Raw genomic sequence first — 24,717 nt, 5'->3', positions numbered from 1 at the left:
GGAGTCCGCCTCAGTGCTTGGGCGCCAGGAACTGGCGCAGGCGCTCGGAGCGCGGGTTGTCGAGGACATCGGCCGGCGCGCCGGACTCTTCGACCACGCCCTGGTGCAGGTAGATCACCTGGCTGGAAACGTCCCGGGCAAAGGCGATCTCGTGGGTCACCAGGATCATGGTGCGACCTTCGTCAGCGAGGCCGCGCATGACCTGGAGCACATCGCCGACCAGTTCCGGATCGAGCGCCGAGGTCGGTTCGTCGAACAGCATCACTTCCGGATCCATCGCCAGGGCGCGGGCGATGGCACCGCGCTGTTGCTGGCCACCGGACATCTGGGTTGGAAAGTAGTCGGCACGATCGAGCAGGCCGACCCGATCGAGCAGGGCGCGGGCTTCGTCGATCGCCTGTTTTCTGGGCTTGCCGAGTACGTGAACCGGCGCTTCGATGACGTTCTCGAGCAGCGTCATGTGCGACCAGAGATTGAAGTTCTGGAAGACCATCGACAGCTTGGCGCGAATCCGCTCGACCTGTTTCCAGTCGGCCGGCTCGCGGCCGTGTTTGGTCGCGCGAAAGTCGATCGTTTCGTTGTGAACGATCAGCTCGCCTTCGTCGGGCTGTTCCAGCAGGTTCATGCAGCGAAGAAAGGTACTCTTCCCGGAACCGGAAGCACCGATCAGGGTGATGACGTCACCCTTGTGTGCCTGGAGAGAGATCCCCTTGAGCACCTCATGATCGCCGAAGCGCTTCTTGATGCCCTTCGCTTCCAGGGGGATGGGGGTCGCGGCCATGATGTTGTCCACCGAGTGGGTTGGCTGGCGGGAAGCGGTACGGCGTTAGATGGCCCGTCTTGCTGTCGATCGTGCCATCGTCGGATGGCATGGGCGACGCCGACTCCCCAGCGAAAAATCCGGCGATTCTAGCAGTTTCGCCGTTAGGTTCCAGACAACGCCTGATCGGAGCGAGGGCGCGATGCGGCAAAAACCGGGTAAGCGAACGGTAACTCATTGTTCATTTTGGGAAACTCCTGGCAAGCATTGTCATTGTTGGTCGACTTAAAAGCCGTTGCGGATGAAACCGGTTCGCCGATGGCCGCTAGGGCTGGATCGGGGGCGCGCAAGGTCGGACCAGCAACGCCGCGCGCGCATTCAATTCCACCTGGGCGTTGGGAAAGACTACCGAGAGCGGTGCTTCTTGCACGGTAAAGGCCCCGGTCGCGTCGTCCTCGGTCAGCGTCTCGCCGACCGCGAATTCGGTGAAGTTGGCGACGTCTTCGGCAAAGGTGAGCCGGAAGGATTCGCTCGTGCGCATCAGCTCGAAAGCGACCTGGAAGAAGCGCAGGCCATCCAGACTGTCGGCCGAAAACGGACGGCCTTCCGCGAGGGCGGCGAGCCAGGCCCGCATGCCGCCGAGGGCGTCGAGATCGTTTTCACCGAAGGGGCGCACCTTGCCGAGCTCCAGCGTATAGGCTTCGGCCGCGTGATAGTGACGCGAATAGTGGGAAAAGGTCCAGCTGTGCTGATGCTGCAGCAGCACGGCCTGCATGCCGGCCGCGGCCAGTCCCGGCCAACGCGACTCGGGCTGTGTCTCCGTATAGGGGACGACGGCGAAGCGCGGGTAACGACTGTCGCGAATGGCGGTATGCAGATCGAGATGCAGCGGTTGGTCGGGATGTTTCACGAAGAACTCATCGACCGCGCGCATCAGCTCGCGCGCTCGCTGGGGCTCGTCGCCCGTCTGATCGAGATCGCGCTTGAACAGGCGGTTGAGATTGGTGGTGACGAAGCGGGTCCGGGCGCGAATCGAGGGAATGTTGCCGAGAATGACCAGCAGCGGCGCGCCCAGCGTGAGGCGGCCGACCTCGAGCGCCGCAAGCAGTTCGCCGACCAGCTCGATCGGCGCCGTCTCGTTGCCGTGAATGCCGGCGGAAATCACCACGCCACGAGCGTCCGGCGCGACGACATCCGGTGTCAGCTCGAGGATGCCCTCGCCGAGGATCCGATAGCGTCCGCCGGGCAGGCGGCCCTGTTCTGCTGCGTTGCGGTCGGTGTCATCCGAGGCGCCGTCGCTCGGCGTCGATGCCTCATCCAGTGTCGCCGAGAGCCACTTATCCAGCATGGCGCGATAGTCCAGCATGGCGCGCTCGCCACGGCGGAAGCATTAGAAGGGTGTCGGGCAGGGCGGGTATCGAGATCGGCACGGACATGGGCAGGATAGGCTCTCGCCAGCTTCGGCTGTTACGGAGAGATCAGCTTACCCCGTTCGTGGTCTCCGGCAAGCCGCCGCGTCGATACGCTGAAAAAACGCGGCTCGATCATGAAAGCGCATTCTCGACAGTCTCGGCTGGAAAGTCCTCGCTCTCGCCTTCGCGCTGTACACTCTCCTGGCAAGGGATCCGGAAGGCCCGCTCGCCGCGTGGCGTTCCGGATTCGTGTTCTGCTCTGCCAGGCTGCGCCCGGATTCACGCCAGGCGCCGGTCAGGTCTTATACCAGCCCTCGGGTTCCGGTGTAGAGGGTGTAAATCGAACGGCTGGCGGTCATCAACAGCCGATTGCGATGCTCGCCGACGAAGCAGAGATTGGCGCACACCTCCGGCAGCAGAATCCGGCCGATTCGGTCTCCGTTCGGGGCGAAGATCGATACGCCGTCATGCCCTTTGCCGCCGGAGACCGCTGCCCACAGGTTGTCGTCCTGATCCAGGGTGATGCCATCGTAGGTTTCCGTATCCTGGCTCGACACCACGGTTTCGCGGCCGCTGAGCGACTGGCCGTCCTGGGAGAGCGTCCAGCGCGATACCGTTGCCGGCCGGTCAGGGAAGTGGGAGGGCGCGGTGTCGCTGATGTAAAGCCGGCGCTTGTCGCCGGACAGGGCGATGCCGTTGGGTTTGCCCAGCTCGTCGGTCAGCAGCCTGGGCGTGTCCATGGTGTCGTCGATGTAGTAGACCGCCGGCTTGAGCGCCAGCGGACGCTTCTCGCCTTCATAATCGACGTGGGCGCCGTAGCCGGGATCGGTGAAGATCACGCCATCGTTGTCCAGGATCACCAGGTCGTTGGGGGCATTCAGCGGCTTGCCCTGAAAGCGGCTGGCCAGCACCGTAGTGGTGCCATCCCACTCGTAACGCACGACCCGCGCCGGTGAATGCTCGCAGGCGACGAGGCGACCCTGATGGTCGAAGGCGTTGCCGTTGGAGTGGCCGACGCCTTCGCGTAGCACGCTGACCTGGCCGGTCACTTCATCCCAGCGCATCTGCCGGGCGCGGGGAATATCGCTGAACACGGCATAACGCCCCACCGCGTTCCAGGCCGGGCCTTCCAGCCACAGCCCGTCCGACCAGTGGCGTTCGAGCGGCGTGTTGAAGACGTAGTACGGCTTGAAGCGATCGTCCAGCACCTGCCACGCTTCGTCCGGGTAGCGGGCGGGCGGCGCGCCGGCCGTCTTGGCCAGCAGGCTGGGCGAGAACGCGAGGGAAGCGCCAAGCAGCGCCGAGTTGCGCAACAGCTGACGACGATCGAGGGTCATGGCAGGCTCCAGGTCGGAAGGATGACTTCCACTATAGGACGTTAGCCGGATGGGGCGAGAAAGAGACCTTCGACGTCGACCAAAGCATGAGCTTCAAGACGGGTGCGTCTCGAGGCGGCGGCTTCGGAACGGATCAACCGGGCGCTTCGCCGACATCCTCGGTTCGCTGGCAGGCTTCTGGATCCTGGGAGACCTGGATCAGCTCGTCGACCGGGAACTCCAGCTCACGCGCCCGGGATACCAGGGCGGTGTAGGTGGGGGCGTCCAGGGTCGGGTCCCGCGAAAGTATCCACAAGTAGTCTCGGTCCGGGCCGGCGACGAGGGCATGTTGATAACTGTCGTCCAGCGCCAGCACGCTGTAGCCGGCATAGAACGGGCCGAAGAAACTGACCTTGAGATGGCCGACATCGGGGTCGCCGACGAAACTGGCCCGACCCTCGGCGCTTTCCCAGCGCTGTTCGGCCGGATCGTAGCCGCGGTTGATGACCCGAATATCGCCATCGTCACGGCGGCTGTACTCCGCCGTGACGCATTCTAGCCCTTCCTCGAAGCCGTGATCGAGTCGAGCGATCTCGTACCACTGGCCCAGGTAGTGATCGATCCGGAAGTCGCTGACCGGCTGGGTGCCTTCGGGCACGCCCGTGCAACCGGCCAGCAACGTGAACGGCGCCAGCCAGGTCAGGCGCGGGTAATGCGGGAGTCTCGACGGCAACAACATGAAGGTCCTTCCTTTTTCGGCTGTTGCTGAGAGTTTCCCGATGAGAAAAAGTTGCATTTGCTGTCGATGTGACAGCGTCACGGCTTTCAAGTCTTGTCACGCGGTGGCGTCGGTCGAATCAGGATCTCGTTGACATCGACGCGCTCCGGCTGGCTTAGCGCATAGATCACGGCGTTGGCGATATCCTGATCTTCCAGCGCCTGCTCGGGCGGCGAGTCGAAGAACGGGGTGTCCACCATGCCGGGTTCGATCAGGGTGACGCGAATCCCCGAACCGCGCAGTTCCTCTCTGAGATTGTGGCCGATGCCGGTGACCGCCCACTTGGTGGCGCTGTACATCGAGCCGGCGATGGTGGTGCGGCCAGCGGCCGAGCCCGTCAGCAGCACATGGCCCTGGCTCTCGCGCAGGGCCGGCAGCGCTGCCTGGATCGACAGGCCGACGCCGTAGACGTTGGTCAGTATCATCGACTTCCATACCTCCGCATCGGCCCCGCTGAAGCCTCCCGGCGTGCCGCCCATGCCGGCATTGGCGAACAGCCCGTCGAGACGGCCGAAACGGGCAAGGGTCTGTTCGACGGCCCGGTGCTGATCCTCGGCTGAAGTGACGTCGCAGCTCAGCGCCAGGGCGCGCTCCTCCCCGAGAGAAGCCACCAGGGCCTCGAGCTTGTCCGTGCTACGCGCTGCCAGCGCAACGCGATATCCCGCCTCGACCGCCAGCCTGGCGGTCGCCGCGCCGATACCGCTCGAGGCGCCCGTGATCAAAATGACCTTGTCGTGAGACATCGTCGAATCCTTTCGTCCTGATCGAAGATGACCGCCCACCGATGGCCGCGGGCGGTCGCGTGAGGTTGGTTGAGACAGAGTGATTGAGACAGAGTGATTGAGACAGAGTGATTGAGACAGGTTGGCTGAAACAGATTGGTCGAAATAGGGTAGTCGAGCCAGGCCGGTCGAGATAGGCTGATCGAGACCGACCGGTCGCGCCGTCAGCTGGCTTCGCGGCTTTCCATTTCCTGGCGATAGGTCTTGGCCAGGGAGGCCTTTTCCGAATCCCCCAGGGCGCGCCCCGCCAACTGGAAGACTTCCTGCTCTTCCTCGTCGAGATGATGCGTGACCAGGTGCTGCAGCTTCTTGGCGCTGGCCAGCCAGCCGGGAGAGTCGTACTCGGTCGCTTCCAGCGTTTCCAGCAGCTCGTCGATCTCGTGATGCTCGGCCACGCTATGGCGCGCTTTCTCCTGCGTCATGTCGTGTTCCATCATCGGAATGTAGAGCGCGCGCTCTTCCGCAGCAGCGTGATTCTCCAGCTCGGCACGCAGACGTATGTAAAGCTCGTCGCGGCCTTCACTGTCGCCATGGGTCTTGACCAGCAGGTCGAGCAGACGGCGCTGCTTGTCATGGCTTGCACGCAGGTCTTCGAAAAGCGTCATGGTTCTCATCCTTGTGTCACGATCCTGTTAGCGTGGGCGAATGAACGTTGCATTAGCCTGGGTAAAGGTTAGGCGATATAGCGGCGTCTGCTAGGCTTTGTCTGAAAACTGCCTGCGCTCGGCCATACGGCGTTAAAAACCGGCTCAAAGTACTCATTTACACCGCGTAAACTCCGTCTTTTCGCCGATTTTTGCCTTGTCTGACCTTCGCTCGACGACTTTTCAGACAAAACCTAAATCCGTCCGCAGGTAGCCGGCTTGCTTTCAAGTGGCCGAGCGACGAGAGCCTGCGGCTTAAGTCGGATGTCATTGCTTCGTCAACTGTGGTTACTTACGTCGATAATATTATCAATAATTATGGCGACGAGGATGACATGGCTAACGACTCTCATGACGGCAACCGGCACGGCAATCAACCCGACAATCGAAACGAAGGGCCGGACGACGAACGGCAGACGGGACTCAATCAGGGGCTAGTGAACTACGGCGATGCCGGCTTCTCGTTGTTTCTGCGTAAGGCGTTCATCAAGGGCGCGGGCTACAGCGACGATGCGCTCAATCGCACCATCGTCGGTATCGTCAATACCGGCAGCGGTTACAACCCCTGCCACGGCAACGCGCCGCAACTGATCGAGGCGGTCAAGCGCGGGGTGATGCTGGAAGGCGGGTTGCCGATCGAGTTCCCCACCATCTCGATCGCCGAGAGCTTCTCCACCCCGACGAGCATGTACCTGCGCAACCTGATGTCGATGGATACGGAGGAGATGATCCGTGCCCAGCCGATGGACTCGGTGGTGCTCATCGGCGGATGCGACAAGACCGTTCCCGCCCAGCTGATGGGCGCGGCCTCCGCCAATCTGCCCATGCTCGAGCTGGTGACCGGCGCCATGCTGACCAGCGGCCACCGTGGCGTCAGGGTGGGGGCGTGTACCGACTGCCGTCGCTACTGGGGCATGTATCGCGGCCAGGAGATCGACGATCAGGAGATCGAGGAGGTCAACGCCAAGCTGGTGGGCAGCGTCGGTACCTGTTCGGTGATGGGGACGGCCAGCACCATGGCGTGTATCAGCGAGGCGCTGGGTATCGCGTTGCCGGGCAGCGCCTCGCCGCCGGCGGTGACCGCGGACCGCATGCGCGTCGCCGAGGCGACGGGGCGGCAGGCCGTGATCAACGCGCGGGCTGGCGTGACCCCGGACAAGATCCTGACCGAGAAGGCGTTCGAGAATGCCTTGCGGGTGCTGCTGGCGATCGGCGGTTCGACCAACGGCATCATCCACCTGACCGCCATCGCCGGGCGCATGGGCATCGATATCGATCTGGCCGCCTTCGACCGCATGAGCCGCGAGACGCCGGTGCTGGTCGATCTCAAGCCTTCGGGTCAGCACTACATGGAAGACCTGCATCGTGCCGGCGGGCTGCCGACGGTGCTGCGCGAGCTGAAGCCGTTGCTGCACCTGGATGCCATGACCGTGACCGGACGCACCCTGGGGGAAGAGATCGACGCGGTGCCGGTGTTCGAGCAGCAGGTCGTGCATCGCTTCGATACGCCGCTCTATCACGCCGGCGGGATCGCGTTCGTGCGCGGCAACCTGGCCCCCGACGGCGCGATCATCAAGCAGTCGGCCGCGGACGCCCGCCTGATGGAGCACGAAGGGCGTGCCGTCGTGTTCGAGGACGCCGAAGACATGGCGGCACGGATCGACGACCCGGAGCTGGACGTGACGGCAGAGGACGTCCTGGTGCTCAAGCGGATCGGCCCCGTCGGCGCACCGGGGATGCCCGAGGCGGGCTACCTGCCGATCCCGCGCAAGCTGGCGCGGCAAGGGGTGCGCGACATGCTGCGGATCTCCGACGGCCGCATGAGCGGCACGGCGGCGGGCTCCATCGTGCTGCACGTGACGCCGGAAGCCGCCCTCGGCGGGCCGCTGGCGCTGGTCGAGAACGGCGACCGGATTCGCCTGAGCGTGAGCGAGCGCCGGCTGGAGCTGCTGGTCGACGACGAAGAACTCGCCCGGCGCCGGGAAGGCTGGCGACCGGTGGCGCTGACCGCCGAGCGGGGGTATCGCAAGCTGTTTCTCGAGCAGATTACCCAGGCGGATCAGGGTTGCGACTTCACCTTCCTGCGGCCGCCGAACATTCAGCGGCGTGTGCCGAAGTGACACCGGGCCGCTTCGCGGTCGTCAGGTCGATGAAAAATCCTTTTGCCAAGACAACGTATTCCTGCAAGGAGAGCGTACAACTGTTGAGATCCTGACTGATCTATTGCTGGTCATGACGAGGGGGCTTAACGCTCGCCCCCTCGCCGCTCCCCCTCTTTTCGCGCCACAAGACCGTGAAACCCTGGCCGATCAATCGCTGCGCTTAGGGTCGGCATGCAAGGACATCCCTGTCCCGGCATGCCTCTTGCGACATCCCTGTCGCAAGACCCAGCTTGGCGATTATCGTCCAGTACGGTCTTGAGAGGCGCTTGGGGTGGCTCTGGCGACGCACGGGGCTTTTCAGCCTCTAAGGCTGACTACCTGCATCAGCCGCCTTCCCGGAGGCGGTAGAGGTGGAGGTAGCGCTCCTTCGAGGGCTGGAGATGCTGGTAGCAGAGGCGATGTAGTTCGGCGCGGTCTTGCCGTTCGAGCGCGTCGATCATGGCGAGATGCTCGTCGCGGGCCAGCCGGATGGACTGGCGGTCGGTGGTGCCGATGAAGCGGATGGCATGTGCCTTCTGGGCGAATTCGTTGATGGTGTCGGCGAGATACTCGTTGCCGCAGGCGGCGAACAGCGTGCGGTGAAACGCGATGTTTTGATGAAACACCGCGCGCAGGTCGCCGCTCTCCACGGCCGCGCTGTGTCGCGACTGGATGGCGGTCAACGCCTCGATCAGCGAGGGCGGCGCCGGCATCGGTATGCGATCCGCGGCGGCCTCCTCCAACAGTTCGCGCATGACGTAGATCCCTTCCACCTCTTCCGGCGTATAGGATTTGACGAAAGCGCCGCGATTCTTGATGCGCTCCACCAGGCCGGCATTCTCGAGCTGAAACAGCGCCTGGCGCACCACGTGGCGCTTGCCGGCGAAGCGCTGCATCAGGTCTTCCTCGACCAGCCGCTCCTTCGGATGCACGCGATTGAGCACGATGTCTTCTTCTATGGCCGACACGATATCGGTCACGCTGGCCGCTTCGGCGACCGTCGCGGCTTGCTCGTCGACGAGGTATCGGCCCGTGTCGGTGCTGCTCGGTTTGGCGTTGTCCCGTTTTGGCATGAATGTGTTCCCGTCACGATGTATTCCCGTCACCCGGTTGGCCATTGTCTTCAGCAGGGCAGGCAAGGAGCAAGCGCCGCCGCTGGTCAGTCCGCCGGTTGCAGAATCGATTCTGCCACGGCCGTTCGCCGAATGATGGCGATTTCGCGCCCTTTAGGACCATTTTGTACGCCGTTACTGCTTTAGTCTCTATTGGCGGCAATATTATTGACAATCTGATCGATAAATTAATACGTTCTCTTTGGCACGACAAGAGTAGGTAAGACAAGAGTAGGCAAGACAAGGCTAGGTAAGACAACGACAAACAGACTCCGTCAGAGAGGAATCGATCATGCACGCCAAAGCCCTTCGCCACTGGCTGACGGCCACCGCCGTCGCCATCAGCCTGTCTCCCCTGGCGCAAGCCGCCGATTACGTGGGAGGCGATGAAGTCACCGTTCTGCAAGGATTCAAGCCGGGAGGCGGGAGTGATGCCCTGGCTCAGCTGGTCCAGCCGCGCCTGAGCGAAATTCTCGGCGTCGATTTCGTCAACGAATACATGCCCGGCGCCACCGGGGCCGTCGCCTGGACGAGGCTGGCCAAGCAGTCGCCCAACGATGGCAGCACCATCAGCATCACCAACACGCCGATGCTGATGACCAACTACATCATGAACGATGCCATCACCTACAAGACCGACGAGATGACGCCGATCGCCAACGTGGTGACCGATCCGGGCATCGTCGTCGTCAGTGCCGATAGCCCCTACCAGACCATCGAGGGTCTCTTCGAGGCCGCCGAGCAGAGCCCGGGTACGGTGACCATCGGCAATTCCGGCGTCGGCGGCGACGACTTCTTCACCACCATCCTGCTCGAGCAGGCCAAGGGGCTCTCCTTCAAGAAGGTGCCGTTCCAGGGCGACGGCCCGTCCGCGACGGCAGCCATGGGCGGCAAGATCGATGCCAGCTTCAACAACGTGGGCAACGTCTACGGGCAGATCGAGTCCGGCAACCTTCGGGCGCTGGCGGTGTTCGCCGAGAAGCGGCTGTCCAGCCTGCCGGACGTGCCCACCATGAAGGAGAAAGGGGTGGACGTGGTGGCGGGCTCCTCGCGGGGCTACAGCGCGCCGGCGGATATCCCGGAAGAGGCTCGGCAACAGCTGATCGAGGCGTTCGAGACGCTGGCGCAGGAGCCCGACTTCCAGGCCCAGGCGGAAAAGCGAGCCATGAATCTCGATGTCGTCACTGGCGATGACTACCGCGCCATGATCGACCAGATGGAGAGCGATTACCGCGGCATCTGGGAATCGGTCAAGGACGAGGTCGGTCGCTGAGTGGCCGATCGATACCCGACGAGGAGGACGCCATGAACGTCAGTCGTTTGCTGCTGGGAGTGTTTGGCATCGTCGTGGCCGGCGTCTTCTTCTTCGATGCCAGCGATTACCCCCGCGCCGCCGCCCAGATGCCGATGATCTACGCAGTCGCCGTCGGGCTGCTGTCGCTGGCGATGGTGGCCAGCGAACTGCGGCTACAGCGTCGCGCGCCGGCCACTGGCGGCAGCGCCGCCGAGCCAGCCGACCGGGAAGCGGACGAGGCACCACCGGCGCCCAAGCGCTGGGCGGCGGTCGTCACCATCTTCCTGCTGGCGGTGGGGTATGTCGCGTCGATGACGACGCTCGGTTACGTGCTGGCCACGGCGCTATTCATGACCCTGGCGCTGGCGATTCTGCGCACCGTGAAGTGGTCCTTCGCGCTGATCGCCGGTGCGGTGCTGATCGCCATGGTGTGCCTGGTGTTCGTGCAGTTCCTGGGTCTGCCGATCCCGCTGCTGCCGAGCTTTCTTTGAGTCTTCGCCAGCACTGGTAAGCCCTCGCCAGCACTGGCGGCCACGACGCTCGGTTCGAGCGCAGGAGAGTAGACGCGCATGGATTCCTCTTTGGTGATGATCGGGCTGACCAACGTGCTCAGCTTCAACAACATTGCCTGCATCCTCGGCGGTACGCTGCTGGGGCTGTTCGTCGGGGCGATGCCGGGGCTGTCGGCGACGATGGCGCTGGCCCTGCTGTTGCCGCTGACGTTCAGCTTCGACCCGGCGACCGGGCTGAGCATGCTGGCTTCGCTCTACGTTGGGGCGTCCTACGGCGGCTCCATCGCCGCGATTCTGCTGCGTACCCCCGGCACGCCCTCGGCGGCGGCGACCGTGCTCGACGGCTTCCCGCTCTCGCAGCAGGGCAAGGCGGGCCAGGCGCTGGGGATCTCGCTGTTCGCCTCGTTCTTCGGCGGGCTGATGAGCGGCATCGCGCTGCTGACGGCGGCACCGCTGCTCGGCACGCTGGTGCTCGAGTTCGGCCCGGTCGAGCTGTTCGCGATTGCCGTACTGGGCATCACCATCATCGGTTCGCTGGCGCAGGGGTCGGTGATCAGCGGCCTGCTTTCGGGCGGGCTGGGCCTGCTGCTCAGCACGGTGGGGATGGACCTGACGACCGGTACGCCACGCATGACCTTCGATCAGATCAACCTGTTCGCCGGGATCGATTTCACGGTGGCATTGATCGGGCTGTTCTCGGTGCCCCAGGCGCTGACGCTGATCGAGAACTCCCACCGGGGCAACAAGGTAGCGAGCCGTATCACCGACCGCTTGATGCCACGCTGGAGCACCATCAAGCAGCTGATGCCCAACATCCTGCGCTCCAGCGGCATCGGTATCGTCGTGGGGCTGATTCCCGGCACTGGTGGTGATACCGCCAGCTGGTTCGCCTACAACGAGGCCAAGCGCTTCGCCAAGGACAAGAGCCGCTTCGGCAAGGGAGAGATTGCCGGCGTCGCCGCGCCGGAGGCCGCCAATAATGCGGTCGTTGGCGGTGCGCTGATTCCTACCATCGCCCTCGGGATCCCGGGGAGCTCTTCCACCGCGATCCTGCTCGGTGCGCTGATGGTGCAGGGCATCCTGCCCGGCCCCAATCTGCTCACCGATTACGGCGACGTCACCTACACCCTGATCTGGGCGGTGATTCTCGCCAACATCGCGCTGCTGGTGGTGGGGCTGGCGTTCACCAAGATGAGCGTCTCGGTGACCAAGATTCCTGACGGCTTCATTGCCTGCGCGATTCTGACGCTGTGCATCATCGGTGCCTTCGCGATCAACAACAGCCTGTTCGATGTCGGGCTGATGCTGGGCTTCGGGTTGTTCGGCTACTGGATGAGCAAGGCGGGAGTGTCGCCGGCGCCGATGGTGATCGGCCTGATCCTGGGGCCAGTGATGGAGACCAGCTTCCAGCAGTCGATGCTGATCGGCAACGACAGCTTCGGCGTGTTCCTGGAAAGCCCCATCGCCACCGTGCTGCTGATTCTGGCGCTGCTCTCGATCCTGCAGGCGACACCGTTCTTCCGCTGGCTGCGTCTGCCGCTCAAGCGCCGCCTGAAACAGAGTTGATTCATGAGCCTGGATTCAAGACGCGTGGATTCATCACGCCCGGGTTAACCCCTATTCTGGAGAGATGACCGATGACGAGAATTACCGATGTGCAGGCGCGAACGGTCAACGTCGCGCTGGATAATCCGACCAGCTTTTCCAACCGGCAGGTGCTCAAGCGCGACTACGCGCTGGTCAAGGTGACCGGCGACGACGGCATCAGCGGTATCGGCTTCTGCTACGGCGGCAACAACGCCGGCCATCTGGTGACGCAGGCGGTACGCGACCTGCTCAAGCCGGTGCTGATAGGGCAGGACGCGCATCGCGTCGAGGGGCTGTGGCAGGAGATGTACCAGGAAGGGCTGCTGCACGGCCGCACCGGCTCGGTGATGCGGGCGCTGAGCATCCTCGACGTGGCGCTGTGGGACCGCAACGCCCGCGCCGCCAACCTGCCGCTCTACAAGTTTCTCGGCGCCAGCGACGAGCACAGCGTGGCGGCCTACGCCAGCGGCGGCTATTACCTCGACGGCAAGACGCCGGCCAGGCTGGCGGAAGAGATGACCGGCTATGTCGAGAAGGGCTTCAAGGCGGTCAAGATGAAGGTGGGGCGCGAAGATCTGGCTGGTGAAGAAGCGCGGCTGGCGGCGGTTCGCGAGGCGATCGGCCCCGACGTTCTGCTGATGATGGATGCGAACAATGCCTGGCGCGATCTTCCTTCGGCCCTGGCCTTCGCGCGCATGGCCGAGCCCTATTCGCCCTACTGGATCGAGGAGCCGTTCAGCCCGGACGACATCGACAACCATCGCCGCCTGGCCGAGCGCACGCCGATCCCGGTGGCAACCGGCGAGATCGAAGCCGGTCGCTGGCGCTTCAAGGAACTGTTGGACAAGGAGGCGGCGATGATCCTGCAGACCGATGCGGCAGTCTGTGGCGGGGTGACGGAGTTCCGTCGCATCGCGGCCACGGCGGCCAGCTACGGCGTGGAGATCTGCCCGCACTGGTTCCACGATCTACACGTGCATCTGGTCGGTTCAACGCCGAATGCGCCTTTCGTCGAATTTTTCGCCGACGATCAGGTGCTTAACTTCCGTAGGCTGATCGATACGCAGTTGACCTTCAACGACGGACGGCTGAATCTACCCCAGACGCCGGGATTGGGATTCGACTTCGACGAGGAGGCGCTGTCGCGCTACGCCGTCGAGCCCTGGTCCTGAAGCTCGATAGCCGCGGGGTCATGACCGATCCCATCACCATTCTCTATTAAGAGGTCTGTGTTCATGTCGTCGAATGCGCCCTGCGGTACCGTACTCTCTCCGGTCATCACGCCGTTTGGCGATGATCTCTCTCCCGATGCCGCGCGCTTCGTCGAGCACTGCCGCTGGCTGATGGCCAACGATGTCGGGCTGGCCATCTTCGGCACCAACTCCGAGGCCAACTCGCTGTCGGTGCAGGAGCGCCTCGACCTGCTCGATCATCTGGTCGCGGCGGGGCTCGACACGAGCCGTCTGATGCCGGGTACCGGCTGCTGTTCGATACCCGATAGCGTGACCCTGACACGCCATGCCGTGAGCCAGGGCGTGGGTGGCGTGCTGATGCTGCCGCCGTTCTACTACAAGGGCGTCTCGGAGGAGGGGCTGTTCCGGTTCTACAGCGAGGTGATCGAGCGGGTCGGCGACGAGCGGCTGCGGCTCTACCTCTACCATATTCCGCCGGTGGCGCAGGTGCCGATCGGGCTGGGGCTGATCGAGCGGCTGCTGAAGCGCTACCCCGAGGTCGTGGCAGGAATCAAGGACAGCTCCGGCGACTGGGCCAACACCCAGTCCGTGATCGACGCCTTCGGCCAGCAAGGATTTCGCGTCTACGCGGGCAGCGAACGCTTCCTGCTGCCCACACTGCGAGCCGGCGGCGCCGGTTGCATCAGCGCCACGGCCAACGTCAATCCCCGCGCGATCTCGGCGCTGGGCGCCAGTTGGCGCGAGGAAGACGCCGATGCGCGCCAGCAGGCGTTGAACGAGATTCGCGATATCTTCGAGAGCGTGCCGATGATTCCGGCGCTCAAGGCCGCCACCGCGCATTTCAGCGGTGATCCCGCCTGGGACCGCCTGCGGCCGCCGCTGGTCTCGCTCGACGACGGCCAGCGCGACAGGCTGCTGACAACGCTGGCAGGGGTCGACTTCGCGATGCCGGGGCTGAAGGGATGACGGCTTGCCGGCATCGCTCGCCGACTTTTCGTACAAAGCCTGACATCGCCTATGTATAACCGATCTCCCTTTTCCACGCGTAAGGATCATTCGTGACGCGCCAACAACGCCGCCTGTCCCGTATTCGCAACTTCCTGGATCTCGAACGCGCCGGCAAGCGCCATCTTCCCCGGCCGATCTACGGATACGTCGCCAACGCGGCGGAAGAGGGCAAGAGCCTGGCCGCCAACCGCGCGGCCTTCGATGACTACTGCTTCGTGCCGCGGGCGCTAAGGAATGTCTCCCGCGTCTCGCTCGAGACCGAACTGCTGGGCACGCGTTATGCCGCACCGTTCGGCATCGCCCCGATGGGGATCAGCGCGCTGTCGGCCTATCGCGGCGATCTGGCGCTGGCTCGCGCGGCGTCGCGGGCCGAGGTGCCGATGATCATGAGCGGGTCGTCGCTGATCCCGATGGAAGAAGTGGCGAAGATCGACGGCAGCGACTGGTTCCAGGCCTATCTGCCGGGGGATCGGCCCGGTATCGAAGCGCTGATCGAGCGCATCGAGCGAGCGGGATTTCGTAACCTGGTCATCACCGTCGACTACGCCGTGCCGCCCAACCCCGACAACAACCGGCGCAGCGGCTTCTCGTCGCCGATTCGTCCCAGTGCCCGCCTGGCACTGGATGGGTTGCTCAAGCCCCGCTGGCTCTACGGCACCTTCTACAAGACGCTTCGCCACCAAGGCATTCCCCACTTCGAGAACAATCACGCGACCCGAGGCATTCCGGTCATCTCCCGGAACGTCAATCGCGACTTCTCGGGACGCACCCACCTCGACTGGGACTATCTCGCACTGGTACGGGAACGCTGGCCGGGCAATCTGGTCGTCAAGGGCATCCTGCACCCCGAAGATGCGAAACGTGCCAGAGATCACGGCGCCGATGGCATCATCGTCTCCAATCACGGCGGCAGGCAGCTGGATGGCACGATCGCCCCGTTACGGGCACTGCCCGATATCGTCGAGGCTGTCGGCGACTATCCCGTCATGATCGACAGCGGCTTCCGGCGCGGTACCGATGTGCTGAAGGCGCTCGCGCTGGGTGCGCGATTCGTCTTCTTCGGCAGGCCTTTCAACTACGCGGCCGCCTATGCCGGGGAAGCCGGCGTCGAGCATGCGATTCGTCTGATGCGGGAGGAAATTGCGCGGGATATGGCCCTTCTCGGCATCACGGAAATCCAGCAGATGGATAAGAGCCGGCTGCGGGAAGTTCGCTAGGCGGCAATTGAAACTTGCCGCCTTGAATTACCTGTCGTTACAAATAAAATCCAAGCCATTACTGTGCGGTAAACTCTCTCCATTGGCCGGTTTTGACGTTATCTGACCTTTATTCGCCGATTTAACAGGCAAATCCCGAGATTTTCCTGGGTTCCCTATCTTTTTGGCGGGCCTCAGTAAATATCATCGATTAACATGATCGAGGGGTAAATTGTGGCATTATGCTACGTTGAAAAATACATTTATCCGATATGGCGATACGTGGATGAGGCAATACTCGTCTATTACGGGGACGGGTACTATTGGCAGTGGTGCGGGTGCCATGATATTGAAATCGAAAACTATCAGCCTATTAGTAAAGATCAGGGATCGCTCTTGATGCGATTATCGACATTACAGACTTTCCAATCTGCCACGCAGGGCGCTGAATCGAAGTTTTGTCGTTCGGTATTTCCGAGACTGAGTCGATTTCGGGTCGGAGATCATCCTTGAAAACCGCAACGACACCAGCAGAGTCAGGGAGTCATGACGCATGCGGAGGGGGCTGACCGGATGTCTGTTGCTCATGCTCGTTCTCGTCTCTCTCTGCAGCCTCGCAGATGAGCCCGCGACGCTCGTCATCGCCAACCGAACCGTGCACCAGTCCGCTTTGCCGCTAGAGACGCTCAGAGCCATATTCGCGATGCGGCAGAGAACGCTGCCAGACGGACAAGCGGTGCATGTCTATGTCTTGCTCGACGATAATCCGGTCCACGAAGACTTTTCCAAAAAGATACTGGGAGTCTACCCGCACCAGCTCCGTCTGGCCTGGGACCGCGCAGTATTTTCCGGGACCGGGCAGGCCCCCAACGAAGTCGACGATGAAACCGAGATGCTCGAGGCTATCGTCTCCACACCTGGCAGCATCGGCTATATCCAACAATCAAGCCTGAATGATCAGGTTCGGGTGCTCGATATTGAATAGATTGAAGCGTGTCTTGATCGCCGCTCAGGCTGTAGTCACCACGATAGGGGCCGCTGGCGCTCATGCGATGAACGTGGCGGACACCTTTCAGGTTCATGGCTTCATGAGCCAGGCGCTCATCGTGACCGATCACAACGACTTCTTCGGTCCCAGCAGTGACGATGGCGGCAGCCTGGAATATACCGAACTGGGGCTCAACGCCTCTTTTCGTCCTTTTAGCCATGTCCTGGTCGCCGGTCAGGTGTTGAGCCGGAAAGCCGGCAATTACGGAGACGCCTGGCAGCCTGAACTGGATTACGGTGTCGTGGATTATCAGTTGATCGCCGATGAAGAAAGGGCATTCGGAATACAGCTGGGAAGATTCAAGAATCCGTTTGGCTTCTATAACCAGACACGTGATGCCCCGTCGACACGCCCCAGCATCCTGCTTCCCCAATCCATCTACTTCGATAGAAGCCGCTCTTTAGGGCTGGCTTCGGACGGGCTGAGTATTTACGACGAGGAGCGGTTCTCCAACGGTACCCTCTATATCCAGGGCGGTGTCGGCATGCCTCAGGTCAATAGTGACGCCGAAATCTCCCTGTCTCCCGATAATCCTTCGCTGGACGGCAAGCTCTCTTCGATCGGACAAGTGCTCTACGCCCATGATGGCGGTCGGATCAACGTGGCACTGAGCATGGCTCGGGTGAGGGCCGATTATCAGTCCAGGCAGGAGCGGCAGGAGAAAGGCGAGTTCATTTTCCAGCCAATGATTCTGTCTTTCCAGTACAACGCGGAAAACTGGAGCCTGACGACGGAGTACGAATATCAGCGCAAGGAACTGAAGGACTCCCCAGTCTCTTCCTACAATGGAAGAGTGAATGGAGAAAGTGTCTATGTTCAGTACTTGTACCGGCTATCCAGCCGCTGGCAATGGTTGTTGAGATACGATTATGCCGTTAGCGACAGAAACGACCGGGATGGCGAGCGCTTCGAGGCGTCCGGTAAAGGACAGGACTATTCGCGATTTGCCAAGGACGTGACGGCGGGCGTGCACTGGCGAGTGACTCCCAGCTGGAATATTCAAGCGGAAGTTCATCATGTCGATGGTACGGCCTGGCTGCCGAGGCAGGACAATGACGACGACAATACCGAACAGCACTGGAACATGCTGTTGCTGCAGACCTCGTTCAGTTTCTGATGTCACATCATAATTCTCGTCCCTATCGACTCAGCCTGAAATGGCGGGCTTTCGCGCTGACCAGCCTGATACTGCTCGGGCTGGCAGTCCTCATCACGTGGATCAGCTACAAGAGTCTGACGGAGCAGTTTCAGACCCATCAGCAGGCCAACCAGCGAGAGCAGCGCCACCAGATCGAGACATCTCTGCAGAGCGCCGCCAACGAGCTGAAGCAGTTGGCTGCTGTCGCGGCTTCTTCCGAATCGCTCAATGACGCCCTGCTGTCGCTGAACCAGACCGCGATTTCGGAATCTCTCCGGAACCAGTGGCCTACGCTGCAGCTGGATGCGGGGATCGACGAGCTGGTCATCTTCAGCCTGGAAGGCGAACCCGTAGCCGCCTATGGAGAAGACAACGACGGTAACGATAAACGGCCGTCCCGGGCGTGGCTGTCGAAAGTCGTCGAGTCCGAACAGCCGCAGGATCTCCTGCTGTGTGCCAACTCCTGCCTTCAGTTTGCGGCGGTGCCCATTCTCGTCCAGGGGGAAAATGCCGGCGTATTGATGTTGTCCCGATCGCTCGTGGATGTGATGAGCTATTTCCAGAAAAGTTCGGGAGACGACATCGCACTGCTCAGTCGACAAGAAGGCGGGGATATTCTCGGAAATTCCGAGCGCGTCATACCGGCATGGAGCGCCTATTCGCTGGCGCTGACGCATCAGGACATCGTGCTGCCGGTCCTCAAGGAGGTTTCGCGCCGGATGTCGATCGACGCCCTGATCGCCAGCCCGGAAGATATCGAGTACGGCGGGCGCCAGTACGAGACGAGCGTCATTCCCCTCGAGAGCGGAGAAGAGGCCGGCGCCAGCCGGTCAGGCTATTTCGTATCCGTCGAGGACGTCACCGCGCAGTTGAAGGGTATCCAGGAAACTACCGGAATGGTGTTCTTCGTTGCCCTGGCAGGGTGGTTGTGTTCCGAGGCTTTCCTGCTCTTCCTTTTATGGAAACCCACGCTTCGAATACGAACGCTGAGTCAGGCCCTCCCCGGGCTGGCGAGAGGAAAATTCGCGGAACTGAGATCGCAGGTATCGCGTCATTCCGAAGGAAAGCCCAAGGATGAAATCGATGTCCTCGCGGATACTGCCGTCGAGCTCTCCTACCAGCTGGAGCGGCTGAAAGGCGAAGTCACTGCCCGCGGAGAGTTGCTCGAGCAGCAGGTCGTGGAGCTGGAGCGTGAACGGGATCTCGTCAGCGGCTTGATGAATACCGCCCAGGTTCTGGTCGTCGTCCATGGTGGCGACGAGATATTGATGGCGAATCGCTACGCCGCGGACATGCTCGATGCGTCCGAATCCAGACTGGTAGGCGGCTCCTTTGCGAAGACGTTTCAGCCCTTCGCAAGAGAGTTTCATAGTGGGCAGCAGGAGAGTGACCTGGTCACCCTGAAAGGAACGCGTCGAACGATTGCCTGGCACCATACGCCGCTGAATACCTGGGCCGATGGCAAACCCGCAACGATATCCGTAGGGCTGGACATTACCGACCGAAAAAGTGCGGCGCAGAGAATTTCCTGGCTGGCGAATCGAGACCCTCTTACAGCGCTCTACAATCGAAGCTATTTCGAGGGCGTACTGGCGCATGCCGTCGTTCGTGACATGCATGGTGCCATGCTCTACATGGATCTGGATCGCTTCAAGGAAATCAATGAACTGGGCGGTCATCAGGCGGGAGACGATCTATTGGTGCTCGTTTCCGAGATGTTCCAGAGACAACTCAGTCATGCCGGCACGATTGCCCGGTTAGGCGGCGATGAATTTGCCATTTTGATGGAAAATGCCTCCGCCGAGCAGGCCGTCATATTGGCAAATATCATTACCCAGAGTCTGGAAAAAATCAGTCTCGATGTGGATGGACATAAGCACAGGGCCGTTGCGAGTATAGGTATCGCTTTGTATCCGGATCACGGCGCCACGCCCAAGGAATTGATGGCGAGTGCCGATTTCGCCATGTATCGGGCCAAGGAAGATCCGGTGCAGCGCTGGCATCTCCTGTCGGCACAGACGGACAAAGAGGTACTTCAGGAGCGGGTCTACTGGGAAGAGCGCATTCGCCACGCGCTGGAGCACGATGGCTTCGAACTCTGGGGCCAGCCCATCGCGAGCGTCAACGGTCTGAAGGTGAAGCATCACGAGGTCCTGTTGCGCATGCGTCCCTCCGATACGGGCGAGGTCGTTTCGCCGGGATCGTTCATACCGGTTGCAGAGCGAAGTGGCCAGATAGTCGGCATCGATCGCTGGGTCATCTCGGAAAGTCTGAAGATGATGGGAGCCTGGGATGACGCCGATCGCCGGCTGGCCGTCAACGTGTCGGGCCAGTCATTGCACGACGAAGCGCTGACGGGGTTCCTCGAAAATGCGCTGAAGATGAACGGCGTCTCTGCTCATCGACTGGTCATCGAAGTCACGGAAACCGCTGCGGTCACCGACTTCGCCACGGCTCGCTGCATCCTGCAGAACATTCGGGACCTGGGATGTGCAATAGCCCTGGATGACTTTGGCGTCGGTTTCAGTAGTTTCTACTATCTGGACCAGCTGCCTATTGATTACATCAAGATCGACGGTTCCTTTATTCGGGACCTGCCGGAAAATAAACGTAGTCAAATGATCGTCAAGGCCATCGTCGAGATCGCGAAAGGATTCGGCAAACAGACCGTCGCGGAGTTCGTCGATCGGGAACCTGTTTATGACATTCTGAAAGAGTACGGCGTGGATTATATACAGGGATACTGGCTGGGTAAGCCCCGACCTTTTAGCGAAAGCCTTGATGACTGACGACGCTATCTTGACCACGGGACATTGGCTTGAATACGGGACATTGGGATGAGTCTGTACGATCAGTTTCATCAGCAGTTCGAATTCGTATTGGCAACCTCGGAAGCCGATAAACGGTACGTCTATCGCTTGCGCTATCAGGTCTATACGTCCGAGTTCGGTCATGTCATGCCGGGAGAGCCCGAGCGGCAGCTGGAATATGACGAATTCGATCGCTCGGCGCTGCACTGCTTCATCCGCCACCGTGCAACGCAGGAACCCGTCGCCTGCATCCGCGTCATCTATCCCGGCTCCGGTCACGGTCTTCATGAACTGCCGATCGAATCGAACTCGCGCGGCGAATTCTGTCATGCCGAACTGAACCCGGATCTCCTTCCCCGGGACCTGACCTGCGAGGTCTCGCGCGTCGCCATTCTGGGGCGTTACCGAAAGCGGCAGCCGATGCCGGAACCCGTACCCGAGAACGAAGGGCCGATCTACCCGCGCACCGACCATGACTACAAGGTGGCTTCCCTGCTGGGCGTTTCCGTCTATCTGGCCTCGACCGTGATGATCGGCCTGATGGAGCGCCGCCATGCGCTGGCGCTGATGGAGCCGAGGCTGGCCAGGCTGCTGGGTCGCTTCGGGCTGGCATTTCTGCGAGTCGGCAACATTCAGCAGTTCAACGGCGTCCGCGCGGCTTACTACATCGACCAGCACCAGGCGGAAGGGGCGCTGAAGCCGGAGCTGCAGGCATTCTATCGCGACATCGTCGGCTCGCTGTCGGCGCAGTTCGACGAGCCGGTACAGGGCGCCGTCCAGGGCCGTTCTCCCGTGGCCGAGTACGCCGGCTCCTGAACGCGACCCGAGCCACGGGGGCGGGCCTCCAACCCCGGCCGGCATGACGCTTGTGTCACGGCGACGACGATGTAGATCGCCGTCGCCGTTTCGTTTCAGCCGATGGCCTCGGCGATCTTCTCGCCCAGGCTGCGGGTGGTTCCCTTGCCCTTCAGATCCGGTGTCAGCGCGGACTTGTCGTCGCCTGCCAGCACTGCCTCGATGGCGCTGACCATCGCGTCGCCGGCTTCCTTGTAGCCGAGATGTTCGAGCATCATCGCGCCGCACCAGATCTGGCCGATGGGGTTGGCGATACCCTTGCCGGCGATGTCCGGGGCACTGCCGTGGACGGGCTCGAACAGGCTCGGGAACTTGCCTTCCGGGTTGATGTTGGCCGACGGCGCGACACCGATGGTGCCGGTACAGGCCGGGCCGAGATCGGAAAGAATGTCGCCGAACAGGTTGCTGGCGACGACCACATCGAACCAGTCCGGATGCAGCACGAAGTTGGCGGTCAGGATGTCGATATGGAACTGGTCGACGCTGACGTCCGGATAGCTTTTCGCCATCGCTTTCACGCGCTCGTCCCAATACGGCATGGTGATCGAGATGCCGTTGGATTTGGTCGCCGAGGTCAGCTTCTTGCGCGGCCGGCCCTGGGCCAGCTCGAAGGCGTATTTCAGCACCCGGTCGACCCCGGTGCGGGTCATCACCGTCTCCTGCATCACCGTCTCGCGGTCGGTGCCTTCGAAGATCTTGCCGCCGATGCTCGAATACTCGCCCTCGGTGTTCTCGCGTACCACATAGAAGTCGATATCGCCGGGCTCGCGGTCGGCCAGCGGGCTCTTGATCCCCGGCATCAGGCGGCACGGCCGCAGGTTGATGTACTGGTCGAAGTGACGCCGGAACTGCAAAAGCGAGCCCCACAGCGAGACATGATCCGGCACCTTCTCCGGCCAGCCCACCGCGCCGTAGAAGATCGCATCGAAGCGCGAAAGTGTCTCGAACCAGTCGTCCGGTAGCATCTTGCCGTGTTCCAGATAGTAGTCGCAGCTACCGAACTCGAAATGCTCGAACTCGAGATCGATATCGAAACGTTTGGCGGCAGCCTCCAGCGCGCGCAGACCTTCCGGTACCACCTCGGTACCGATGCCGTCGCCGGGGATGACGGCGATCCTGTGAGTCTTGTTCTGGGCCATGGGTGACTTACCTCATGAAGTCGATGATTTGTTGGAAGACCGCATCCGGCGCTTCCTCGGGAAGGTAGTGGCCGCAGGGCAGGGTGCCACCCTCGACACTGTCCTGGGAGACTGCTTGCCATTCGGCGAGAGCGTCGAAGCAGCGTTCGATGGTGCCGAATTCACCCCACCACACAGCCAGTGGCACCCGAAGATGCCGGCCGGCATCGCGGTCGGCGCGATCATGCTCCAGGTCGATGGTGCGTGAAGCGCGGTAATCCTCGCAGAGCCCGTGCGCCGCACCGGGTAACGTCAGGCAGCGCTGGTACTCGGCAATGGCTTGTGGGTCGAAAGGCCCCAGTCCGGCGTGACGGCTACCCATGATGCGGGTGACGTAATCCCCCGGTGCGGCTTCGATCCATGACTCTGGCAGCGGCTTGGGCTGAATCAGGAAGAACCAGTGCCAGTAGGCGGTCGCGAAAGCGAGATCGGTGCCTTCGTACATCGCCAGGGTCGGCGCGATATCCAGCACCATCAATTTTTCGACCCGTTCTGCATGGTCCAGTGCCAACCGGTGCGCGACACGTCCGCCGCGATCGTGGCCACAGAGGAAAAAGCGCTCGAACCCCAACGCCTGCATGACCGCGACCTGATCCTGCGCCATCCGCCGTTTGCTGTAGTTGAGATGCTGCTCGTCGCCCTCGGGCTTGCTGGAATCGCCGTATCCGCGCAGATCGGTCGCGATCACGGTGTAGCGTTCGGCGAGACGCTGCGCGATGCGATGCCAGATGACATGCGTCTGAGGATGCCCGTGAAGTAGCAGCAACGGTGGGCCTTCACCACCGACTACGCCATGAATGGCGATGCCGTCCTCTACATCGATATCGAATTCGCGAAATCCATCGAACATTGGCTTGGCCTCGGTGAATGGGCTTCTGGCTAGCTTTAGCGTCAGTGTAGCCACTGACTGGCGCGGGATAATCCGGGTAAAATCGAATCGACTATTGCCTTGAAGTGGAGAATCCGATGGCTTCGATCGACGATCTCGCTTTCTTCCAGCGCATCGCCCAGGCCGGCAGCCTGACGGGCGCCGCCCGGGAACTCGGGCTTTCCCTGTCGGCGGTGAGCAAGCGGCTGCAGCAGCTGGAGGCGCGGCTGGGCGTATCGCTGGCGGCGAGGACGACGCGGCGTCTGGCGCTGACGGCGGAAGGGGAGCGCTACCTGCGGCGTGGGGCGATGATCCTCGACGATCTGGGCGATCTGGAAAACTCGCTGGGAGACCAGGACGCCATGCTCTCGGGTCGGCTGCGAATCAACGCCACGTTCGGCTTCGGACGCCGACACGTGGCGCCGCTGATCTCGCGCTTCGCCGAGCGCCACCCGCGGCTGGAACTGCTGCTGGAGCTGACCAGCTTTCCGGTGGGGCTCGACGAGCAGGGCTTCGATATCAACATCCGCGTTGGCGACCCGCCGGATTCCCGCTGGATCGCCCGGCGGCTGCTCGCCAATCGCCGGATACTCTGCGCCGCGCCCGGTTATCTGGCACAGGCGCCCCGGCTCGAACGGCTGGAAGACATGGCCCGCCACCGCTGTTTGATCGTGCGGGAAAACGATACCGACTATTCGCTGTGGCGGTTCGAGGCCACCGATGGCACGCGACTCCAGCGCGCCATTCGAGTCCAGGGCCGGCTTGCCAGCAATGATGCCGAAGCCATGACGCGAATGGCGCTGGACGGCCACGGCGTGCTGCTGCGCTCCTGGTGGGATGTCCACGAGCATCTGGCGAGCGGCGAGCTGGTGGCTCTGCTGCCCCAGTGGCGAGGAATCCGTGCGGACTTCCATCTGCTCTACAGCGAACGGGCCCGCGAAAGTGCGCGGATCCGGCAATTCGTTGACTTCATGACCGCGGAGATGGCCGGCCGCGTGCCTGCGCTGCCCTGAAGGCGGCTACCGGAAGGGCTGGTCGACAGGGAAGAGGCAAGCGACAGCAACGAGTAGCCAGGGCGAGCAAAT

21 protein-coding genes are annotated in these 24,717 nt (G+C 62.1%); 12 read left to right on the top strand and 9 right to left on the bottom strand.

Annotated elements, in window-relative coordinates; translation table 11 throughout:
- Window positions 1-10: 10 nt before the first annotated feature.
- The 6 genes from R3F72_RS04830 to R3F72_RS04805 form a co-directional block, all read right to left on the bottom strand.
- The gene (locus tag R3F72_RS04830; RefSeq protein ID WP_332779035.1) at window positions 11-781 is read right to left on the bottom strand and encodes an ABC transporter ATP-binding protein; all 771 of its coding nucleotides are present in this window, start codon (window positions 779-781) and stop codon (window positions 11-13) included.
- Between the two features lie 304 nt (window positions 782-1,085).
- Window positions 1,086-2,126: a succinylglutamate desuccinylase gene (locus R3F72_RS04825; protein WP_256961210.1), complete on the bottom strand. Its 1,041-nt coding sequence runs from the start codon at window positions 2,124-2,126 to the stop codon at window positions 1,086-1,088.
- A 348-nt stretch (window positions 2,127-2,474) separates the two neighbouring features.
- Entirely contained in the window at window positions 2,475-3,509 is a 1,035-nt protein-coding gene (locus R3F72_RS04820; protein ID WP_087719046.1) for an SMP-30/gluconolactonase/LRE family protein, read from the bottom strand.
- 133 nt (window positions 3,510-3,642) lie between these two features.
- The gene (locus R3F72_RS04815) at window positions 3,643-4,227 is read right to left on the bottom strand and encodes a lipocalin family protein (protein ID WP_332779034.1); all 585 of its coding nucleotides are present in this window, start codon (window positions 4,225-4,227) and stop codon (window positions 3,643-3,645) included.
- Window positions 4,228-4,313: 86 nt separating this feature from the next.
- Window positions 4,314-5,009, bottom strand: a complete 696-nt coding sequence (locus tag R3F72_RS04810) for an SDR family oxidoreductase (protein WP_332779033.1) — start codon at window positions 5,007-5,009, stop codon at window positions 4,314-4,316.
- Between the two features lie 203 nt (window positions 5,010-5,212).
- Window positions 5,213-5,653: a hemerythrin domain-containing protein gene (locus R3F72_RS04805; protein ID WP_332779032.1), complete on the bottom strand. Its 441-nt coding sequence runs from the start codon at window positions 5,651-5,653 to the stop codon at window positions 5,213-5,215.
- A 374-nt stretch (window positions 5,654-6,027) separates the two neighbouring features.
- On the opposite strand from R3F72_RS04805, the gene R3F72_RS04800 reads away from it, so the two are divergent.
- On the top strand, window positions 6,028-7,812 hold the full coding sequence (locus R3F72_RS04800; RefSeq protein ID WP_332779031.1) for an IlvD/Edd family dehydratase: 1,785 nt from the start codon (window positions 6,028-6,030) through the stop codon (window positions 7,810-7,812).
- Window positions 7,813-8,177: 365 nt separating this feature from the next.
- Here R3F72_RS04800 and R3F72_RS04795 read toward each other — a convergent pair whose 3' ends face one another.
- A complete protein-coding gene (locus R3F72_RS04795; RefSeq protein WP_087719041.1) occupies window positions 8,178-8,906 on the bottom strand; it encodes a GntR family transcriptional regulator in 729 nt (242 codons plus the stop codon).
- 331 nt (window positions 8,907-9,237) lie between these two features.
- Here R3F72_RS04795 and R3F72_RS04790 point away from each other — a divergent pair, with 331 nt between their 5' ends.
- From R3F72_RS04790 to R3F72_RS04745, 10 genes are all read left to right on the top strand, one after another.
- Window positions 9,238-10,218: a tripartite tricarboxylate transporter substrate binding protein gene (locus tag R3F72_RS04790; protein ID WP_332779030.1), complete on the top strand. Its 981-nt coding sequence runs from the start codon at window positions 9,238-9,240 to the stop codon at window positions 10,216-10,218.
- Window positions 10,219-10,250: 32 nt separating this feature from the next.
- Window positions 10,251-10,730, top strand: a complete 480-nt coding sequence (locus tag R3F72_RS04785) for a tripartite tricarboxylate transporter TctB family protein (RefSeq protein WP_087719039.1) — start codon at window positions 10,251-10,253, stop codon at window positions 10,728-10,730.
- A 78-nt stretch (window positions 10,731-10,808) separates the two neighbouring features.
- Window positions 10,809-12,317, top strand: a complete 1,509-nt coding sequence (locus R3F72_RS04780) for a tripartite tricarboxylate transporter permease (RefSeq protein WP_087719038.1) — start codon at window positions 10,809-10,811, stop codon at window positions 12,315-12,317.
- 71 nt (window positions 12,318-12,388) lie between these two features.
- Complete coding sequence (locus R3F72_RS04775; RefSeq protein ID WP_087719037.1) at window positions 12,389-13,510, top strand: mandelate racemase/muconate lactonizing enzyme family protein; 1,122 nt, start codon at window positions 12,389-12,391, stop codon at window positions 13,508-13,510.
- A gap of 63 nt (window positions 13,511-13,573) precedes the next feature.
- Window positions 13,574-14,497, top strand: a complete 924-nt coding sequence (locus R3F72_RS04770) for a dihydrodipicolinate synthase family protein (protein ID WP_332779029.1) — start codon at window positions 13,574-13,576, stop codon at window positions 14,495-14,497.
- Between the two features lie 92 nt (window positions 14,498-14,589).
- Window positions 14,590-15,756: an alpha-hydroxy acid oxidase gene (locus R3F72_RS04765; protein ID WP_332779028.1), complete on the top strand. Its 1,167-nt coding sequence runs from the start codon at window positions 14,590-14,592 to the stop codon at window positions 15,754-15,756.
- 565 nt (window positions 15,757-16,321) lie between these two features.
- On the top strand, window positions 16,322-16,720 hold the full coding sequence (locus tag R3F72_RS04760) for a hypothetical protein (protein WP_303855034.1): 399 nt from the start codon (window positions 16,322-16,324) through the stop codon (window positions 16,718-16,720).
- 13 nt (window positions 16,721-16,733) lie between these two features.
- Entirely contained in the window at window positions 16,734-17,900 is a 1,167-nt protein-coding gene (locus tag R3F72_RS04755; RefSeq protein WP_303855036.1) for an outer membrane beta-barrel protein, read from the top strand.
- Window positions 17,900-20,710: a bifunctional diguanylate cyclase/phosphodiesterase gene (locus tag R3F72_RS04750; protein WP_332779027.1), complete on the top strand. Its 2,811-nt coding sequence runs from the start codon at window positions 17,900-17,902 to the stop codon at window positions 20,708-20,710. Before R3F72_RS04755 ends, R3F72_RS04750 begins: the two co-directional genes overlap by 1 nt.
- A gap of 48 nt (window positions 20,711-20,758) precedes the next feature.
- Window positions 20,759-21,547: a PEP-CTERM/exosortase system-associated acyltransferase gene (locus R3F72_RS04745; RefSeq protein ID WP_332779026.1), complete on the top strand. Its 789-nt coding sequence runs from the start codon at window positions 20,759-20,761 to the stop codon at window positions 21,545-21,547.
- 95 nt (window positions 21,548-21,642) lie between these two features.
- Here the strand turns inward: R3F72_RS04745 and R3F72_RS04740 are convergent, their stop codons facing one another.
- Together R3F72_RS04740 and R3F72_RS04735 are read right to left on the bottom strand one after the other, a co-directional pair.
- Window positions 21,643-22,725 (bottom strand): tartrate dehydrogenase, encoded by a 1,083-nt coding sequence (locus R3F72_RS04740; protein WP_332779025.1) that lies wholly within the window; start codon window positions 22,723-22,725, stop codon window positions 21,643-21,645.
- A 7-nt stretch (window positions 22,726-22,732) separates the two neighbouring features.
- Window positions 22,733-23,614, bottom strand: a complete 882-nt coding sequence (locus R3F72_RS04735) for an alpha/beta fold hydrolase (RefSeq protein ID WP_332779024.1) — start codon at window positions 23,612-23,614, stop codon at window positions 22,733-22,735.
- 116 nt (window positions 23,615-23,730) lie between these two features.
- On the opposite strand from R3F72_RS04735, the gene R3F72_RS04730 reads away from it, so the two are divergent.
- On the top strand, window positions 23,731-24,645 hold the full coding sequence (locus tag R3F72_RS04730; protein ID WP_332779023.1) for a LysR family transcriptional regulator: 915 nt from the start codon (window positions 23,731-23,733) through the stop codon (window positions 24,643-24,645).
- Window positions 24,646-24,717 lie beyond the last annotated feature (72 nt).

Origin of the sequence: Salinicola sp. 4072 (assembly GCF_036663415.1) — a bacterium.
GTDB lineage: Bacteria > Pseudomonadota > Gammaproteobacteria > Pseudomonadales > Halomonadaceae > Salinicola > Salinicola salarius_A.
Note: the sequence above shows the minus strand (reverse complement) of the source record. Positions and strands in the feature narration are given on the sequence as shown.

Excerpts from the sequence above, each read along its gene's own strand:
- R3F72_RS04830 (WP_332779035.1), bottom strand. The coding sequence starts at position 781 with ATGGCCGCGACCCCCATCCCCCTGGAAGCGAAGGGCATCAAGAAGCGC.
- R3F72_RS04825 (WP_256961210.1), bottom strand. The coding sequence starts at position 2,126 with ATGCTGGACTATCGCGCCATGCTGGATAAGTGGCTCTCGGCGACACTG.
- R3F72_RS04820 (WP_087719046.1), bottom strand. The coding sequence starts at position 3,509 with ATGACCCTCGATCGTCGTCAGCTGTTGCGCAACTCGGCGCTGCTTGGC.
- R3F72_RS04815 (WP_332779034.1), bottom strand. The coding sequence starts at position 4,227 with ATGTTGTTGCCGTCGAGACTCCCGCATTACCCGCGCCTGACCTGGCTG.
- R3F72_RS04810 (WP_332779033.1), bottom strand. The coding sequence starts at position 5,009 with ATGTCTCACGACAAGGTCATTTTGATCACGGGCGCCTCGAGCGGTATC.
- R3F72_RS04805 (WP_332779032.1), bottom strand. The coding sequence starts at position 5,653 with ATGACGCTTTTCGAAGACCTGCGTGCAAGCCATGACAAGCAGCGCCGT.
- R3F72_RS04800 (WP_332779031.1), top strand. The coding sequence starts at position 6,028 with ATGGCTAACGACTCTCATGACGGCAACCGGCACGGCAATCAACCCGAC.
- R3F72_RS04795 (WP_087719041.1), bottom strand. The coding sequence starts at position 8,906 with ATGCCAAAACGGGACAACGCCAAACCGAGCAGCACCGACACGGGCCGA.
- R3F72_RS04790 (WP_332779030.1), top strand. The coding sequence starts at position 9,238 with ATGCACGCCAAAGCCCTTCGCCACTGGCTGACGGCCACCGCCGTCGCC.
- R3F72_RS04785 (WP_087719039.1), top strand. The coding sequence starts at position 10,251 with ATGAACGTCAGTCGTTTGCTGCTGGGAGTGTTTGGCATCGTCGTGGCC.
- R3F72_RS04780 (WP_087719038.1), top strand. The coding sequence starts at position 10,809 with ATGGATTCCTCTTTGGTGATGATCGGGCTGACCAACGTGCTCAGCTTC.
- R3F72_RS04775 (WP_087719037.1), top strand. The coding sequence starts at position 12,389 with ATGACGAGAATTACCGATGTGCAGGCGCGAACGGTCAACGTCGCGCTG.
- R3F72_RS04770 (WP_332779029.1), top strand. The coding sequence starts at position 13,574 with ATGTCGTCGAATGCGCCCTGCGGTACCGTACTCTCTCCGGTCATCACG.
- R3F72_RS04760 (WP_303855034.1), top strand. The coding sequence starts at position 16,322 with ATGCTCGTTCTCGTCTCTCTCTGCAGCCTCGCAGATGAGCCCGCGACG.
- R3F72_RS04750 (WP_332779027.1), top strand. The coding sequence starts at position 17,900 with ATGTCACATCATAATTCTCGTCCCTATCGACTCAGCCTGAAATGGCGG.
- R3F72_RS04745 (WP_332779026.1), top strand. The coding sequence starts at position 20,759 with ATGAGTCTGTACGATCAGTTTCATCAGCAGTTCGAATTCGTATTGGCA.
- R3F72_RS04740 (WP_332779025.1), bottom strand. The coding sequence starts at position 22,725 with ATGGCCCAGAACAAGACTCACAGGATCGCCGTCATCCCCGGCGACGGC.
- R3F72_RS04735 (WP_332779024.1), bottom strand. The coding sequence starts at position 23,614 with ATGTTCGATGGATTTCGCGAATTCGATATCGATGTAGAGGACGGCATC.
- R3F72_RS04730 (WP_332779023.1), top strand. The coding sequence starts at position 23,731 with ATGGCTTCGATCGACGATCTCGCTTTCTTCCAGCGCATCGCCCAGGCC.